We start from the raw sequence: 14,475 nt of genomic DNA on the forward strand, positions 1-14,475 counted from the left end.
TGAAGAGATTTTCGAAGAGTACTAGACTGGATTGGGGGTAATATGCATGCTTTTAAAAAGAAAAATTCTTCTTGTTGATGGCTACAATATGGTTGCTTTTTGGCAGGAAACACAACAACTGTTTAAAAAGAGTGAGTTAGATGCAGCTCGAAATATCCTCCTTCAAAAGCTAAGTCATTATGCAAGTTTTGAAGGGATAGAAATTATCTGTGTATTTGATGCTCAGTATATGCCTGGGGTTCGCCAAACTTATAAGGAGTTTAATGTTCAAGTTGTTTTTACAGAGGAGGATGAAACAGCTGATGATTTTATAGAGCGACTGGCTGTAGAAATGAATACACCACTACACCAAGTATCCGTTGCAACGAGTGATCTAAACGAACAATGGACGGTGTTTGCTCAAGGAGCTCTTCGAGTATCTGCTAGAGAGTTGGAGGAGCGCGTGGCCGTTACTAAGTCTAATCTGAACCAGATGAGTAAACAAATTGACTTGAAGAAGCCAATTTTGAGACCATGGGATAGTAAACAAATCGAAGATTTGACAAATATGATGAAGATTTTAGATTAGTTAAGTGAGATAGGAATAAAAAATCCAAATATTCGATGTAAATAGGTTGACTTTTAGGGCTAAAATTTGGTATGATAGTAGACGGTATTGTTTACCCCATTTGAAAGGCCCCGGAACCTTCCAAATACTTTTCGATGGGAAGGAACACCCATCATCGTAAACAAAAATCGCACTATATATAGGAGAACTCATGAACAAAACAACATTTATGGCTAAACCAGGCCAAGTTGAACGTAAATGGTATGTCGTTGACGCAACGGATGTGCCACTTGGACGTCTTTCTGCAGTAGTTGCTAGCGTACTGCGCGGAAAAAACAAACCAACCTTTACACCACACACTGACACTGGTGACTTCGTAATTGTTATCAATGCTGAAAAAGTGAAATTGACTGGTAAAAAAGCAACTGATAAGATTTATTACACTCACTCAAACCACCCAGGTGGATTGAAACAAATCTCTGCTGGTGAACTTCGTTCTAAAAATGCAGTACGTTTGATTGAGAAATCAGTTAAAGGTATGCTTCCACACAATACTCTTGGCCGCGCTCAAGGTATGAAGTTGAAAGTATTTGTTGGAGCTGAGCACACTCATGCTGCACAACAACCAGAAGTTCTTGATATTTCAGGACTTATCTAAGGAAAGGAACAATAAAGTATGTCACAAGCACAATATGCAGGTACTGGACGTCGTAAAAACGCTGTTGCACGCGTTCGCCTTGTTCCAGGAACTGGTAAAATCACTGTTAACAAAAAAGATGTTGAAGAGTACATCCCACACGCTGACCTTCGTCTTGTAATTAACCAACCATTCGCAGTTACTTCAACTGTAGGTGCTTACGACGTTTTCGTTAACGTTGTAGGTGGTGGTTATGCTGGTCAAGCAGGAGCTATCCGTCACGGTATCGCTCGTGCCCTTCTTCAAGTAGACCCAGACTTCCGCGATTCATTGAAACGCGCAGGACTTCTTACACGTGACTCACGTAAAGTTGAACGTAAGAAACCAGGTCTTAAGAAAGCTCGTAAAGCTTCACAATTTAGTAAACGTTAATCAAAACCTTATTATACCAACGTTTACAGGCACTTTTTGGTGTCAGTTGGTGTTAATTATAGTGATAAATCGTTTAAGAGACTTAAAGCATCGGCATCTTGCTGGTGCTTTTTTTCTGGCATCAGCTCAAGATAATAGTTCTGGGTAGTCAGAATACTATTGTGTCCGAGTCTACGAGAAATATAATCTAAACTAATATCTTTTGAAAAAAGGAAAGAAGCGTGAGTGTCACGCAAACCATGAAAAGTTGTTTTGCTCAGGTCTAGTTTCTTCAAAAGTTTTTGGAGTTGGCTTGCTTGTCTGAATCCGTTCCAGTCGAAGATATAATTCTCTTTTTTATTTACTAGAGACATTAGAGCGAAGTAGATATCTTGGTTGATAGAAATATCCCGTTTTGAGTGTTTTGTTTTTAGTTGAGTATCATCACTAATAGGACTGATTGACCTGCGTATATTGATACCATACTCAAAAATATCTTCTTTCTTCAATCCAAGTAGTTCACCTCGCCTTGCACCAGTTTCTAAGGCAAGAAGTACAAGAATATTGAACTCGTCCTCTTCTTGGTGGTCGAGGCAATATTTTCTGAGTTCCCTAAACTCAGTTACTGATAGAGGGACATTACGCTTAGGTTGCTCTTGCCCCCTTGCTTTTAAGAGTGAACCAAAGTCATTTGCAATCAATCCTTTAGCGTATGCGTATTTGAGTGAACCTCTGATTTTTAAAACAAGTTCTTTGGTTGTCTTTTTGGAGTGAGTTTCAGCGTATTTATCAAGCTTTTTCTGCATGACTAAATCATCCAAGTGTTTTAGTCGCATTCCCTCAAACAGTTCGTCCACGATTACAAGTGTTCGCTTATAATTGACGAAAGTAGCTTCACGAACCTCACTCTGTTTTACAGAGTTAACCCAGTTACGATAAAAGTCAGTAAATAGGGTAGAGCGTTCAGCAATATCTTTCCCTCGTCCTTTTTCGAGTTCCATTTCAAGAGCCCATAATTCAGCGTCTTGTTTGTTAGAAAATGTTTTGGTTTCTCGTTTGTATTGTCCTTTCTTGTAGAGTGATACAGTTGCACGGAAAGAATTTCCACGTTTCGTAATAGTTGCCATTTTATCAGCCTTTCTATATGAAAAATGATTGATAAAATAGACTAGTCACATATAGTGTATATGAAAAATCTCATTTTATCAATCGTTATCCGTTAATCACAGTGAGCTTCAATGAATCTTATAAGTTTGGATTTCAGGTAGCGTTCCTGCTTACCAATCATAAAACATTGCAAATCAGGATGATTTCTGATGTACTTGTCAAAAGATTTTGGGTCAATGCCAAGTAGTTCAGAAGCTTGTTGTCTTGTTAATAGTAATGGCTGGTTCACCATAAATTACCTCTTTCTATGATATAATGAGAGGTATCAGGAGATACCATCTTCTGTGCTATCCTCATCAGACCTGATCGCCAAAGTTTGCTCTGATGAGGTTTTTGCTTTATTTTGGGGATTGTGACGTCTTGAGTCTAAAAATTTTGTGAAAAAATAAGTCCGCTCAATGATTAGACCGAGTAGAGAATTATCATTAAATCTAGCATACCGTACTAAATCTTCAAACTCTGTAAAATCATTTTCAGTAATAACATCAATAACTGTTTCTAAAAATAGACCCGAATTGTGCTCAATCAGAAATTTATCCAATTCAAAGCCACAACCACTTTCTATTTCTTCGATATTATAAAGTGTCTTATCAGGATTTTCTGCGTGTGTAAAATAATCATACATACCCTTTGGTGACATGACTATTTCAACGTGAGCAGGTGTATTCAACTTTTTTGTTAGGAGTTCGGAAACTTGAGAGTAACTTTTGAGTGAATCAAAATATAATGCTCCATGCTTGTGGGATTTTTTAAATTCTCCCGTTTCCTTGTTAATATCCTTATCGTGCCATGGGCTCAAGACAAATGGGATGTGCATTTCTTCAAGAATATCAAGGTAGTTTTCAGGAGCACTATCTTGATAAAGCAAGAATGCCCACTTATTTGAACGTTTCTCTTTAGATTTTACCATTTCAGCTTCTTTCTTTTTTGATTATTGATTATTGATTATTGATTCATTGGGGGTCGTAGTAACCCCAATGAATTCAAAAAAATACTAGCATTAAAAATAAATTCTTGCCCTCAGCTCAAAGTAATATGATAACTACTCTCAGCTCAAGGCAAGGGTAGAATTTGGGGGCTTTGCCCCAAACCCCAGCCTCTCCTGCCCGATGTATCCTAAGATATCAAAAATACGCTTGTCAACTTGCAAGGGACGGGTAGTATTTTTCTTCGCTTCACTCTCGCCTTAAGGGCTACGTTCCACTATGAAAAATCTCCACCCCTCAAGCCCTTGCAAGTCTCCATTTTCCTGCCAGTAGGTATGTGCCGACACTATACCGATGAGCAAGTAATTAGGAAGCATACTGTCGCCAAGATAAGCATAGCAGGAAAATCGCTACTCATACCTCGAGAAAAGCTCCTGAATTCGTAGATTCAAAATTTGCTGATTCTTAACTGGAATAGTCCGAAACATTCTCACAGGTTCGCCTTCTATTTGAAAATACCCATATCCTCTAGGCTTGACGATGACCTCGTCTTTTTCCATATCTGGGAAAAGTAACTGTCTGTTATTGCTTGCATTCAAAAAGCTAGTTGATAAACTGATGACACAATTAAAGTTATATCGTCCAGGCAAATCTACCAATAAGAACCGCTGACTGGATAAAATTATCCTGAAGCCTAGGCTTCTGCCCATACTATTCATCATTAGCATTTTAGACAGTATTTCCTTGTGTTTCTTTTTATCAGTTTGTTCAAGATAAGCTAGAAATGCTTGCCACTCGTCAAAAATAAGATATAGATTGTGGTCATTCGTTTCTACCTTGCTTAATCTGTTTTCAAAGCGATTATAAATAGTTTCAAACATATCAAGACAGTTGAATCCACGAGCTACATGAGTCCCTGACATTGAGAATAGTTCATCATCAGCTTTAAAATCCATAAAATAAGCTTCAGCAGATGTATCATGGGTTGCTACAAGACCTATAAATCTATGCAAGAAGGTTGATTTCCCTGAACCAGACGGTCCTGCAATAATCCAAGCAAAATATCGGTTTATGTCAATGTTGAAAGGGGAAGGGTGTCCCCTACTGTTGACCTCGAAAACGTTTTTAATCATATTAGAAGTCCTCTTCTTGAATGATTTCAGTCTGTCTTGCCATACGATTGTGTGTTGCTTCTTCAATTGTTTTGACATCAAATTTAGCAACCCAACCAGCACCAACATTCATTTCTATGTGCATATAGTCAAGAGCAAATTCATTTGTGTATTTAGCCAACACTCCCATGAAATAATCTTCAAGCTCCTTTTGGGAGTTTGTGTCAAGATTATTAGCGAGATAGATCCAAACATCTATACCTCGTGTGGTAGCAGGATTTATAGTTTTTAACTGTAAATCATGAGATAAGTTTTGATTGAGATGGTTGACCACGTTTTGCAAGACAGTACCTTTTCGGACTTGTAGTTGTTCATCAGCTTTCTTATTGAACCACCAAAGTGTGACATTTTGAATCAATGTAGTTATAAACTTAACTTGCTTGCCTGTTAACAAGAGGCATTGTTCCCATAAATTTTCATTTCTCTTAACAACCTCATCTGACAGAATGAGAAACTGTCGTTTTAGAGAGATGTATAGAGTATTAAAACCTTGCCATATAAATAATGCAAGAATAAGATAAAAGAATATTTGTATCAACATATATGTTACCTCGTCATATAGTGAGTAGTTATCATCTACACAATGCAGATGATAACTCACTATGTTCGTCACTTATCTTAATGAAATATCAGCAAGTTCAGCTACAAGAGCGAGTCCGACCGGTTGCTTCAACTTGTCAAGAACAAATGACAAGTCATACTTGTTAAGTATGATGTCAGTATTGACCAAACCATCTAAACTCTCATTTTGATAGTTCTTCAACTTGACTTTGAACGTCGGGCAGTAATTTTCTTGACCAATACTAGCGAACTGTTCATAGAGTTCGACATCTACGCATATTAGCGAAGCCCATAGCCGTTGATTTTCTTGACCTTCGTTAATGACTCCAGTGTTGGTATCAATTACTTTGATATCTGACGAGATATCAATAGAAGTTGATAAAGCATCTAAAAATGCTCTCGCGCTTTCGTAGTTGCCTACTGATAATTTTTTTTCTTTAGACATAAGAATGCCTCCTTTGCTCATCTTCCGTCTGACTAGCAATTTTAACTTTTAACGATAGGACGGTCTATATTTGAATTAGTTAGCTAACTTATGACACTATTGTACACGAAACAAAACATTTATTCAATGAGGTTTTTAGCGTTGCTTGGTGTCGTATAACACGTTACTTTTGATACTTTTTTAAAAAGATGTTATAATGGTGAAAAAGGAGGAGATATATGTTTCATTTTTCTGATTTAAAGAAAGAAAAACAGATAGATTTTATCTCTAAAAATCTATCTGAAATTTTATTTAAGCAACGACATGAGCTTAAGTTATCACAAGAACAATTTTTAAAAAAATTTTTTGATTATAATATATATACTAAAAAATCTGGTTATTTATCCTTATCACAATTAAAACGCTATGAAAAAGAATATAAAAAGCAAGTTCCTGTCACTGTACCTAAAAAAAATAGCAAAATATTTGATATAATTCTGAATTTCTCTGTTGTAGATACGATATATAGAGAAAAAATATTTCAGGATTATTTAAAAGAAGATTCACTTAGATTTGCTAAGCAATTAAAAGAACTAGGTTTATTAGATTGTATAGAAAAAGCAACTAGTGGGCTAGTTGCAATGAATTATTACAATTCTCTAACAGGTAAAACTTATGATAAATATTTTCTATTGAATTGGTTATTCAATAATGCGAGAAAAGGCTTGGCTGAGGAGCAGATACCTGAACTAATTTATGATGGTATTAAAACAAGGCATGATATTCCTAAGAATAAAGGAAATGATTAAAATAAATCTCGACAAGAAATTGATATACTTTTACCCACACTTTATGGCATGAGCCGTAGAGTGCTTTTGATTAATGGAAACCAAAGATAAAATATTATAGATATTAGGGGATTGGCTGGCTTCATTAAGTTGTCGGGATAATTAGTCTTAAAAAGAGATTTATCCTTGAACAAAAAAGCAACTCTAACTTACAGAGTTGCTATAATTAATCGGCTATTTTTATAATTGTACCATCAAAATCAGCCTCTACATTAAGAAACATACTTTTGTAGGAGTTACCCCATTTTTCTTCTGATGTACCTTTTTCTACTTTACGATACCTATCAAGATAAATGTAATCTGTAAAATCGTTATAATAGGTTTCGAAATATTCATAGGTATTTCCGTTATATTCTATTGTGTTCTTAAAACCTTTTCTTGTTAACTCTTCTAATATATGATTACCATTTTTATCATCTAAGGTGATAGATTCTTTGTATTCAAAATCTACATTGTGCAGAGTCACTATTTCTCCTTGTTTGTAAGTATGATTTTTTGAAAAGAAACCACTATTACTTAATAAAACTATTACCAACAGGAGAGTTGTAATGATAGCTCCTAAGATTAGACCGATGGGGAACAATGGTTTTTCTCTAATTATTATCATAGTTTTTCTACTCTCTATTTTTTATTATCTCTATTAGATATTTTACAAGATAGAAACCTAGAACTGCAACTGCGATAATCCCAAGTAACCATAAGGCGATTGTGAGTAATCCTGATAATAACGATATAATGCCACTTATAATTGATTCTCTGAATAAGTAAACTATTATTATTGGAACTATAACTGCAAAACATCCACAACCAGCACATCCTGGTTCATCTGCGACTTCTTGAATAATTAAAGCCATCTAAACTATACCTCCTTTTTAACATTTTATCACAAAATTATTACATTGTAAATATTATTTATAAAATGAATACAATAAAGAATATATCTTTTCGATAATTATTTATACAATAGTTAAAAGAAAAGGAAATCTTTTATGATGAAAAAATTATCTATTGGGTTACAAATTAAGAGTTATCGCATGAAAATGAAACTCACTCAACAGGAGCTTGCTGAAAGAAGTGAATTAAGTCTTCCCTTTATTAATCTTGTTGAAAATGATAAACGAAATTTATCTGTTGAGACTTTGCTAAAAATACTTAACGGTTTAAAAATTTCTCCTTCAGAATTTTTCCTCCCTTTTTCTGAAGAATTTAGTCCAGATTTATCAGAATTAGTATTCAATATACAGTCTAACCACTATCCAGATAAGTTTATTAAATTATTTAAAGAAATTCTAGAATTGTCGGATTTAGATTAGCCCAGCTTCCAGAATGTAAGGAATGAGAATAAAATAATCTACCTCAAAACGAGATAGATGACTAGTCTATTTTATGGTGTTAATTGGTGTCAATTTTATCCAAATGAACGGATTTCAGTCCATTTTCATGGAACTTTCAAACTGTAAGATGTTGATATAAAGGGATTTGTGAGGATTGAGTATTCTTAGTTTTCAATTGGGAAATTTAGTAAACGTTAATTCGAGAGAATTACTATACTTACAGAGAGCACCTTTCGGGGTGTTCTTTTTTATATTTTCATACTAAATGTGGCTGCAATCTGACAAAGTCAGTTGCCTCAAAACGTTAATTATCAGCGATATATCAACGTTTACAGACATTCAAGAATTTTTTCTTGGATGTCTTTTTTTGTCCCAAAAATCGAAAGTTTTCACCAAATTTCCACCATTAATTTTTTAAGCTACGAGATGCAATATCTCCGACAGTCTGATTGACAGTATCTTTAGTATTAACATAGGTCTTGGTGATCTCTTTATCACTATGAGTTAGGGCTTCGGAAATAACTTCGAGTGAAACACCAGCTTGTTTAGCTAACGTGGCTCCTGTATGTCTTAGTTTGTGTGGGGAAGCTGGGGCTAGTTCAGGATGTCTACGTCTTACGGAGTTCATCCTATGGTTTAGATAGTCAGTATGGAGCGGAACGTTAATATTGTTTGAACGATCGTTATAGGTGAAAACAAACTGTTTCTGACTTTGCCTTAGACCGAATAGTTTTAGTTCCTCCCGTTGCTTTGTTTTCCAATTCGCTAAAAGTTCCATTAATTCCGTTGGTGCTTTAAAAAGTGTTTTCTTGTTTCCTTTGGTAGATTTTACATTTCCAAAACGGTCTAATGCTTGTTCTATGAGAATTTCACCGTTAGAAAAGTTTATGTGTTTCCACTGTAAAGCATAGGATTCTGATTTTCGATCCGATAGAAAGAAAGTCGTATAAAAGAGCGTATAAATACATCTATAATCACTACTAAATACATGTAAAAAAGCACTTTAGTTGATAGTAACAGAATATGTGTTATCAGCTAAAGTGCTTTGTTAAATTTCTATATACTCAAAAATTTTTCTCTTGATTCATTTGTATCTTCCATTTTAAAAATCTTTATAAAATTAAGATAGTCTAAAAATCGTTCTTCCGGTATAAATAGTAATAATTCTTCAGTATTTGCCTCAGATTGGTTTAAGCCCCATTCGTTTAGTATTCCAACGAATTCATCAGAAATACGAATATCACGTTCTCTAATTTCATCAAGTCCCCAATTGTTATTGCTTTGACTTAACTCAAATAAGATGCCAACTTTGGACTTCTTGTAGCTTTCTTTTTTCTTAGCAAAGTATCCGTTACTTGCGATAATATTGAGCTTCTTTTCAAAAGGGATCTTATTTCCAATATGTTCAACCAATTCTTTGATTTCAGAATCTGAATTAGTTGGGAAATAACTTGATTGCCATTTTTGAGGAAGAATATGCTCAATTTCCCATTTTTCTGGTAATAATTCAAATTGATGTTGATAAGCTATGATCTTTAATATCATCCTCACTGTATTACGGTGCGCAGTTTTGATTTTATCTGACAATTCTTTCTCATCGATTTGCCCGAAATTGAATTTGGGTTGTGCTGAGTTAATTATTTCTGCATTTAAATTCAATATTCCAGTTTTGACAGCATTAATTGTTGGTGTTATGATATATTTTGCAGAAAGAACTGCTAATAATCTCTTCACAAAAATAAGAAAATCATCTTCAAATGTGTCTTTATGATGATAGTGTAAATAGTAAATGACAACAGGATATTTCCAGAACTCATTAGGATAAGAGGTCAGAGCATCCAAAATTTGTTTTATTTCCATATTTTCGGACCATTTTTCATTTTCTAGTGAGACTCTATTATTTATCACTATCCACAAATTTAAAATGGCATTTAAGTTTTGCATTAAATCCTGTGAGTATAGTTTTTCGAAATTATTTTTTGCATAATATTTTCTAATACCAGGAGTGGTTGTCTTGCGATCGTTTTCATTCGCTCTCAAGTAAAACATATAGTAGTAAAACAACTTTTGAATACTTTCCCCAGCATTTGTAGCTTGTTCATCTAGTTCTTGCCAGAGTTCTATAAATTTCTTTTTTTCATCTGAATTCAAGTAATTATAAATTTTTGCTTTAAAAATATCGGCATCTGATAATGCTAATCCTCTATCGTTTAGAGTTGAAAAAATAGTGAGTGCTGTTTCTTGACTATCGGCTGTAATAGGGAGAAGGATAGCTTGGTTTAAGATATTACTAATGAAATTATAAAAGGACAATGGATTATCTGCGGCATAATCATTAACAAGTTGCTGTAGTAATCTATAATTTTTAGCGTAGTTACTAATTGATTTTTCATCTGCTTTTCCAGAGATTAGTATATTAGCAAATTCTTGATTCCCCTCCTCTCCCATAACTCGGGAACTAATAAGGGTTTCATTAAAGTTAACTACTCCTGTAGTTGGATTCTGTTTCCAAATTGTTGGTTCGATTTGACTTTTCAAGAAATTAGTCTCAGGACCCCCACTTTCTAATTTAGTATAGATAGCTCTCAACAGCAAAAACAGGCTTGTAATACGCTGTTGCCCATCGATTATTTCTTGTTCTTTATTATCATTTTCATATGAAACTATTGTGCCAAGAAAGTAAGTATTATTTTCATCTTCTGTTGTATTGAGTGTGTATTCAGTTAGATCATCGAATAAAACTTGGATTTGTTCGTCGGACCAAGCATATGGTCTTTGATATTCAGGAATAATAAATCTTTTATTCTTTCCAGTCTCTAATAGTTGTTTGACGCTTCTTTTATCAACATTTATTGATGTAGTCATATAAAAAATTCCTTTGATTAGTTTATAACATAGCTAATTATATCAATTTTTTAGTTTTCTTTCAAAAAAATATATATTTCCTTTAGTGGACTTGACTTGTTTATATTGTCTAAAGCCTGCACTAATTGAGTTTCTCCTTGTGTAACATTTCTATGTTTCCATTGAGGAGCATAACTTTCAGATTTTTTATCTCCTAGAAAAAATGTGGTATAGAATAATACATAATCTTTGAATTGTATTTTTCCAGATTCTAAATCTGTTTCAAAGGCGGAAAACCATTCTTGAAGTTCTTTTGATGCTACAATCAAGGTTGGGATGACATAGGTAAGGTATTCGCTACCTGTTCGTTCGCTAATCATTGTCATAGGTTGTGTTTGTTGTTGTAGCACTTCTGATAAAGTGCGATTCCAGTTTGGTTTCATAATGTTAATTCCTTTCGTATTTGAGATTTTGAAATATTCTCCATAATACAAATGCTAAATAGAGTTCTTTAACTAAGTAAAGAGATAATAATCTAGCTGGCATTCTGTTAAATGAAGAATTGTAAGATATAGAAAAAGTACGAAAAGATAATACTGTATCACTGTCCCATCTCTCTCAAATTTTGTGGTATTGAGTTAAAATAAAAAAGTCCCCAATTGTCAAGTCAAGTGCAACAAAGTCATTCCTCTGATTAAGCGAGTGTTCTTCCAGCTGTTTGAGCTAGCTCAAACAGCTTTTTTGCGGACTGATAGTTATGAATTCGTCTTGGTCTTTCGTTGATAGCTTTGGAGTAGTCTTCTAAAAGCTTTGGATTTAAATCTTTTAGTGAAACTCCCTTTGGAATAAACTCTCTCAGCAATCCGTTTAAAGTTTTCAAAATTTCGAAAATCGAATGCAATTCACTTGATAATCTTGATGAGGTTGTTGTTAATTTCTGTAATAAGGCAGAGTCAAGGCGTTGATAATCTTGTTCTTATCTTTCAAAAAGGTCTTAAAAACAGTCTAAAAGATAGGATGAACAACAGATAGACTATTCTCAATCAAACAGAAAAACTCATCAGCTTGTTTCTTATGGAATAAATTAACAGTCATTCCCCTGACTGTTAATTTATTCCATAAGAACCTTTCTAATAATGATTGATCACTGTTCATTATAGTTCTTATAGAACTTTTTTACACAAAATAGGCCCCATAATTCCTACAGTGGATTTACCCACTACAGAAATTATAGAGCCAAAAAAAGTTTATATGGATATCACTTTTTATAATACAATTAAGGCATCATAATTCTTCTTCAAAGAAAGCTTGATAGAGTGCTTTTATAGCGGCTTTTTCTTCTTCTTCTTTGACAACGAACATAATAGAAACTTCACTAGACCCTTGAGACATCATGCTAATATTGATATTATTATCGGATAGTGCTTTTGTAGCTCTTGCTGTCACCCCAATTCGACTTTTCATTTGTTCTCCTACAAGCATAATAATTGAGAAACCATGATTAATTGTAGCAGAGTCTACTTCAAGCTTTTGGGTGAGTTGACGTAAAATTTCTTGTTCTTTTATAGGTGTTAATTCATTATCGCGCAGTACTATAGATAAATCATCAATACCAGTAGGTAAATGTTCCCAACGAATGTTAAGGTCTTCTAAAACTTGTAAAACTTTACGACCGAATCCTACTTCTCGATTCATTAAGTATTTAGAAATTTCGATACTAGTAAAATGATTGTCCCCAGCGATTCCCACAACGGGCAGATGTTCCTCTGAATGATCTAATACAATTTTGGTACCTGGATGGCTGGGGTTGTTTGTATTTTTGATAACTAAGGGAATCTGTCCTCTATAAGCAGGAATTAAAGCTTCATCGTGTAAGACAGAGAAACCAGCATAAGCGAGTTCACGCATTTCGCGATAAGTTAGTTCTTTTATCGATTTCGGTTTTTTGATAATACCAGGATGAGCAGCAAAAATTCCATCAACATCGGTGAAGTTCTCGTAGAGGTCCGCTTTAACACCAGCAGCGACAATAGAACCACTGATATCTGAACCACCACGAGAGAAAGTACAAATTTGATTGTCTTTAGTTACTCCAAAGAAACCTGGAATGACAAGCACTTCATCGCTATCTCGCAACTCTTCGATTTTGTCATAACTAGATGGTAAAATTTGTGCGTTACCGGGTTCGTTCGTAACGAAAATTCCGGCATCACGTGGATGAAGATAACGTGATGCAATTCCATTTTGATTGAAGTAAGCAGCAACTAATTTAGCATTGTTGTTTTCACCTGCAGCTAAAAAAGTATCATAAAGGAAGGGATTGTTTTCAATTGGTAGAGTTGCTAAACTACGGAAACTTTTAGCGATTTGTTCTAAGACAGTTGGTTTAAGTCCTAATTCATTAACCATATCGCCATAACGATTGATAATCCAATCTTGATGTTTTTTTATATCGTTTCCAGCTACATATTCACGATAATAACGAATCAAAGCATCAGTCACTTTTGTATCTTCAGCATGACGCTTTCCAGGTGCAGACACGACGACAAAACGACGCTCTTTGTCTGATTTGACAATATGTAAAACTTTTTCAAGTTGCTCTGCAGAAGCTAAAGAACTTCCGCCAAATTTAATAACTTTCATATATACTCCTCAATAGTATTTCTTTTATTTTAGCAAAATTCTGAAAATTTGTCAGTAGTTTTTTAAAGAACCTATCTAATGAAGGAAAATAAGTAAGATTAATTCCGTATAAATTTAAATTAATTTATTTGGGAGTATACTATGATACACCAGATGAATGATTTGCTTTTTATATTGTCAAACTGTTTAAAGAGCTGAGTAAAAAAAGAGGACCAAATGGATTCACAAAAAAATATTGGGCACCTCTAAAAACTCTAAAATGCGATAAGTTTCAGCTATAGAAACCTTACTAAATCAACATTCTTAGTTTTAAGGAATTAGTTTTTAGAAGTACCCTATTGTATCAATCACATTAAATTAGATAGATTTTATAAATTGTTCTACACTAACACTAAGAAATGGAGAAGCTTATGTCTAGAAAAATACATCGTCAGTTTACAGATGATTTTAAACAATAAATCATTGAGTTTCATGAAATAGGCATGAGTATGATGCTATTATCAAAGAATATCCTCTAACTCTTTCAAGCGTTGATAAGTGGTTCAGATAAGCACAAACAAGAAGTTTTTTCAAGCCTGTTGATAATCGGATAGGTGAATAATGCGAGCTCATTCCTCTCAGAAAACATAATAAAAAAGTAAATGCAATTAGATATCTTAAAACAAGTGACAGTGATTAGGACATAAAAGGCAAGCAATCTAGCCCCTCATAAAACCCTGCTTTACTTGTGTCTAGATAAAATACCAGGTTTTCATTGAAATAAGAAATAAGGGGTATACGATAAAAATAAATGAAATGATACATCAGTTTAAAATATAGTCGTTGTGAAGAAAAGGAATAATTTACTGGAATAATTTTGGACGTTAAAATATTTATTTTCCCAATATTGTGAGCGTTAAAAATTTTTGCCCTGTTGCACTTCATTTTACAACAGGGCAAAATAAAAAAGATAAAAAAAGAT

15 protein-coding genes and 4 pseudogenes are annotated in these 14,475 nt (G+C 34.0%); 5 read left to right on the forward strand and 14 right to left on the reverse strand.

Annotation, left to right across the window (positions count from 1 at the left end; all coding sequences use genetic code 11):
* The first annotated feature begins 46 nt into the window (after nt 1-46).
* From STRDD10_RS09090 to rpsI, 3 genes are all read left to right on the forward strand, one after another.
* Complete coding sequence (locus tag STRDD10_RS09090) at nt 47-568, forward strand: NYN domain-containing protein (RefSeq protein ID WP_067195318.1); 522 nt, start codon at nt 47-49, stop codon at nt 566-568.
* Nucleotides 569-758: 190 nt separating this feature from the next.
* The gene (rplM, locus tag STRDD10_RS09095) at nt 759-1,205 is read left to right on the forward strand and encodes a 50S ribosomal protein L13 (protein ID WP_001044624.1); all 447 of its coding nucleotides are present in this window, start codon (nt 759-761) and stop codon (nt 1,203-1,205) included.
* Between the two features lie 18 nt (nt 1,206-1,223).
* A complete protein-coding gene (gene rpsI / locus STRDD10_RS09100) occupies nt 1,224-1,616 on the forward strand; it encodes a 30S ribosomal protein S9 (protein ID WP_067195321.1) in 393 nt (130 codons plus the stop codon).
* Between the two features lie 56 nt (nt 1,617-1,672).
* Here rpsI and STRDD10_RS09105 read toward each other — a convergent pair whose 3' ends face one another.
* From STRDD10_RS09105 to STRDD10_RS09130, 6 genes are all read right to left on the reverse strand, one after another.
* Nucleotides 1,673-2,722 carry a site-specific integrase gene (locus STRDD10_RS09105; RefSeq protein WP_067195323.1) on the reverse strand — a complete coding sequence of 350 codons (1,050 nt, stop codon included), beginning with the start codon at nt 2,720-2,722 and terminating at the stop codon, nt 1,673-1,675.
* A 92-nt stretch (nt 2,723-2,814) separates the two neighbouring features.
* The gene (locus STRDD10_RS11660; RefSeq protein ID WP_067195325.1) at nt 2,815-2,994 is read right to left on the reverse strand and encodes a helix-turn-helix domain-containing protein; all 180 of its coding nucleotides are present in this window, start codon (nt 2,992-2,994) and stop codon (nt 2,815-2,817) included.
* Nucleotides 2,995-3,027: 33 nt separating this feature from the next.
* Nucleotides 3,028-3,672, reverse strand: coding sequence for a replication protein (locus STRDD10_RS09115; protein WP_067195327.1), 645 nt, complete (start codon nt 3,670-3,672; stop codon nt 3,028-3,030).
* Between the two features lie 426 nt (nt 3,673-4,098).
* Complete coding sequence (locus tag STRDD10_RS09120; protein ID WP_060956188.1) at nt 4,099-4,821, reverse strand: ATP-binding protein; 723 nt, start codon at nt 4,819-4,821, stop codon at nt 4,099-4,101.
* 1 nt (nt 4,822) lies between these two features.
* Nucleotides 4,823-5,401, reverse strand: coding sequence for a hypothetical protein (locus STRDD10_RS09125; RefSeq protein WP_231853406.1), 579 nt, complete (start codon nt 5,399-5,401; stop codon nt 4,823-4,825).
* Between the two features lie 72 nt (nt 5,402-5,473).
* Complete coding sequence (locus STRDD10_RS09130; protein WP_049524416.1) at nt 5,474-5,866, reverse strand: hypothetical protein; 393 nt, start codon at nt 5,864-5,866, stop codon at nt 5,474-5,476.
* A 218-nt stretch (nt 5,867-6,084) separates the two neighbouring features.
* Between STRDD10_RS09130 and STRDD10_RS09135 the strand changes: the two genes are divergently transcribed.
* Nucleotides 6,085-6,654, forward strand: coding sequence for a hypothetical protein (locus tag STRDD10_RS09135; protein ID WP_067195330.1), 570 nt, complete (start codon nt 6,085-6,087; stop codon nt 6,652-6,654).
* Between the two features lie 205 nt (nt 6,655-6,859).
* Here the strand turns inward: STRDD10_RS09135 and STRDD10_RS09140 are convergent, their stop codons facing one another.
* A complete protein-coding gene (locus STRDD10_RS09140) occupies nt 6,860-7,300 on the reverse strand; it encodes a hypothetical protein (protein ID WP_067195332.1) in 441 nt (146 codons plus the stop codon).
* A 7-nt stretch (nt 7,301-7,307) separates the two neighbouring features.
* On the reverse strand, nt 7,308-7,547 hold the full coding sequence (locus STRDD10_RS09145; protein WP_067195335.1) for a hypothetical protein: 240 nt from the start codon (nt 7,545-7,547) through the stop codon (nt 7,308-7,310).
* Nucleotides 7,548-7,682: 135 nt separating this feature from the next.
* Between STRDD10_RS09145 and STRDD10_RS09150 the strand changes: the two genes are divergently transcribed.
* On the forward strand, nt 7,683-8,006 hold the full coding sequence (locus STRDD10_RS09150) for a helix-turn-helix domain-containing protein (protein ID WP_067195338.1): 324 nt from the start codon (nt 7,683-7,685) through the stop codon (nt 8,004-8,006).
* A 427-nt stretch (nt 8,007-8,433) separates the two neighbouring features.
* Here STRDD10_RS09150 and STRDD10_RS09155 read toward each other — a convergent pair.
* From STRDD10_RS09155 to STRDD10_RS09170, 6 genes and pseudogenes are all read right to left on the reverse strand, one after another.
* Nucleotides 8,434-8,988 (reverse strand): annotated as a pseudogene (locus STRDD10_RS09155) (tyrosine-type recombinase/integrase); the annotation flags it as partial.
* A gap of 95 nt (nt 8,989-9,083) precedes the next feature.
* Nucleotides 9,084-10,892 (reverse strand): DUF262 domain-containing protein, encoded by a 1,809-nt coding sequence (locus tag STRDD10_RS09160; protein WP_067195343.1) that lies wholly within the window; start codon nt 10,890-10,892, stop codon nt 9,084-9,086.
* Nucleotides 10,893-10,967: 75 nt separating this feature from the next.
* Nucleotides 10,968-11,185: pseudogene (locus STRDD10_RS09165) on the reverse strand (site-specific integrase); the annotation flags it as partial.
* Between the two features lie 380 nt (nt 11,186-11,565).
* Nucleotides 11,566-11,748, reverse strand: a pseudogene (locus tag STRDD10_RS10610) (IS30 family transposase); the annotation flags it as partial.
* Nucleotides 11,749-11,776: 28 nt separating this feature from the next.
* Nucleotides 11,777-11,951, reverse strand: a pseudogene (locus tag STRDD10_RS10975) (ISL3 family transposase); the annotation flags it as partial.
* 204 nt (nt 11,952-12,155) lie between these two features.
* On the reverse strand, nt 12,156-13,514 hold the full coding sequence (locus STRDD10_RS09170) for an aspartate kinase (protein ID WP_067195348.1): 1,359 nt from the start codon (nt 13,512-13,514) through the stop codon (nt 12,156-12,158).
* Nucleotides 13,515-14,475: the final 961 nt, after the last annotated feature.

The sequence above is a fragment of the Streptococcus sp. DD10 genome, from assembly GCF_001578805.1.
GTDB lineage: Bacteria > Bacillota > Bacilli > Lactobacillales > Streptococcaceae > Streptococcus.

Bases quoted from the DNA above. Each gene is read 5' to 3' on its own strand.
- STRDD10_RS09090 (WP_067195318.1), top strand. From the start codon at position 47: ATGCTTTTAAAAAGAAAAATTCTTCTTGTTGATGGCTACAATATGGTT.
- rplM (WP_001044624.1), top strand. From the start codon at position 759: ATGAACAAAACAACATTTATGGCTAAACCAGGCCAAGTTGAACGTAAA.
- rpsI (WP_067195321.1), top strand. From the start codon at position 1,224: ATGTCACAAGCACAATATGCAGGTACTGGACGTCGTAAAAACGCTGTT.
- STRDD10_RS09105 (WP_067195323.1), bottom strand. From the start codon at position 2,722: ATGGCAACTATTACGAAACGTGGAAATTCTTTCCGTGCAACTGTATCA.
- STRDD10_RS11660 (WP_067195325.1), bottom strand. From the start codon at position 2,994: ATGGTGAACCAGCCATTACTATTAACAAGACAACAAGCTTCTGAACTA.
- STRDD10_RS09115 (WP_067195327.1), bottom strand. From the start codon at position 3,672: ATGGTAAAATCTAAAGAGAAACGTTCAAATAAGTGGGCATTCTTGCTT.
- STRDD10_RS09120 (WP_060956188.1), bottom strand. From the start codon at position 4,821: ATGATTAAAAACGTTTTCGAGGTCAACAGTAGGGGACACCCTTCCCCT.
- STRDD10_RS09125 (WP_231853406.1), bottom strand. From the start codon at position 5,401: ATGTTGATACAAATATTCTTTTATCTTATTCTTGCATTATTTATATGG.
- STRDD10_RS09130 (WP_049524416.1), bottom strand. From the start codon at position 5,866: ATGTCTAAAGAAAAAAAATTATCAGTAGGCAACTACGAAAGCGCGAGA.
- STRDD10_RS09135 (WP_067195330.1), top strand. From the start codon at position 6,085: ATGTTTCATTTTTCTGATTTAAAGAAAGAAAAACAGATAGATTTTATC.
- STRDD10_RS09140 (WP_067195332.1), bottom strand. From the start codon at position 7,300: ATGATAATAATTAGAGAAAAACCATTGTTCCCCATCGGTCTAATCTTA.
- STRDD10_RS09145 (WP_067195335.1), bottom strand. From the start codon at position 7,547: ATGGCTTTAATTATTCAAGAAGTCGCAGATGAACCAGGATGTGCTGGT.
- STRDD10_RS09150 (WP_067195338.1), top strand. From the start codon at position 7,683: ATGATGAAAAAATTATCTATTGGGTTACAAATTAAGAGTTATCGCATG.
- STRDD10_RS09160 (WP_067195343.1), bottom strand. From the start codon at position 10,892: ATGACTACATCAATAAATGTTGATAAAAGAAGCGTCAAACAACTATTA.
- STRDD10_RS09170 (WP_067195348.1), bottom strand. From the start codon at position 13,514: ATGAAAGTTATTAAATTTGGCGGAAGTTCTTTAGCTTCTGCAGAGCAA.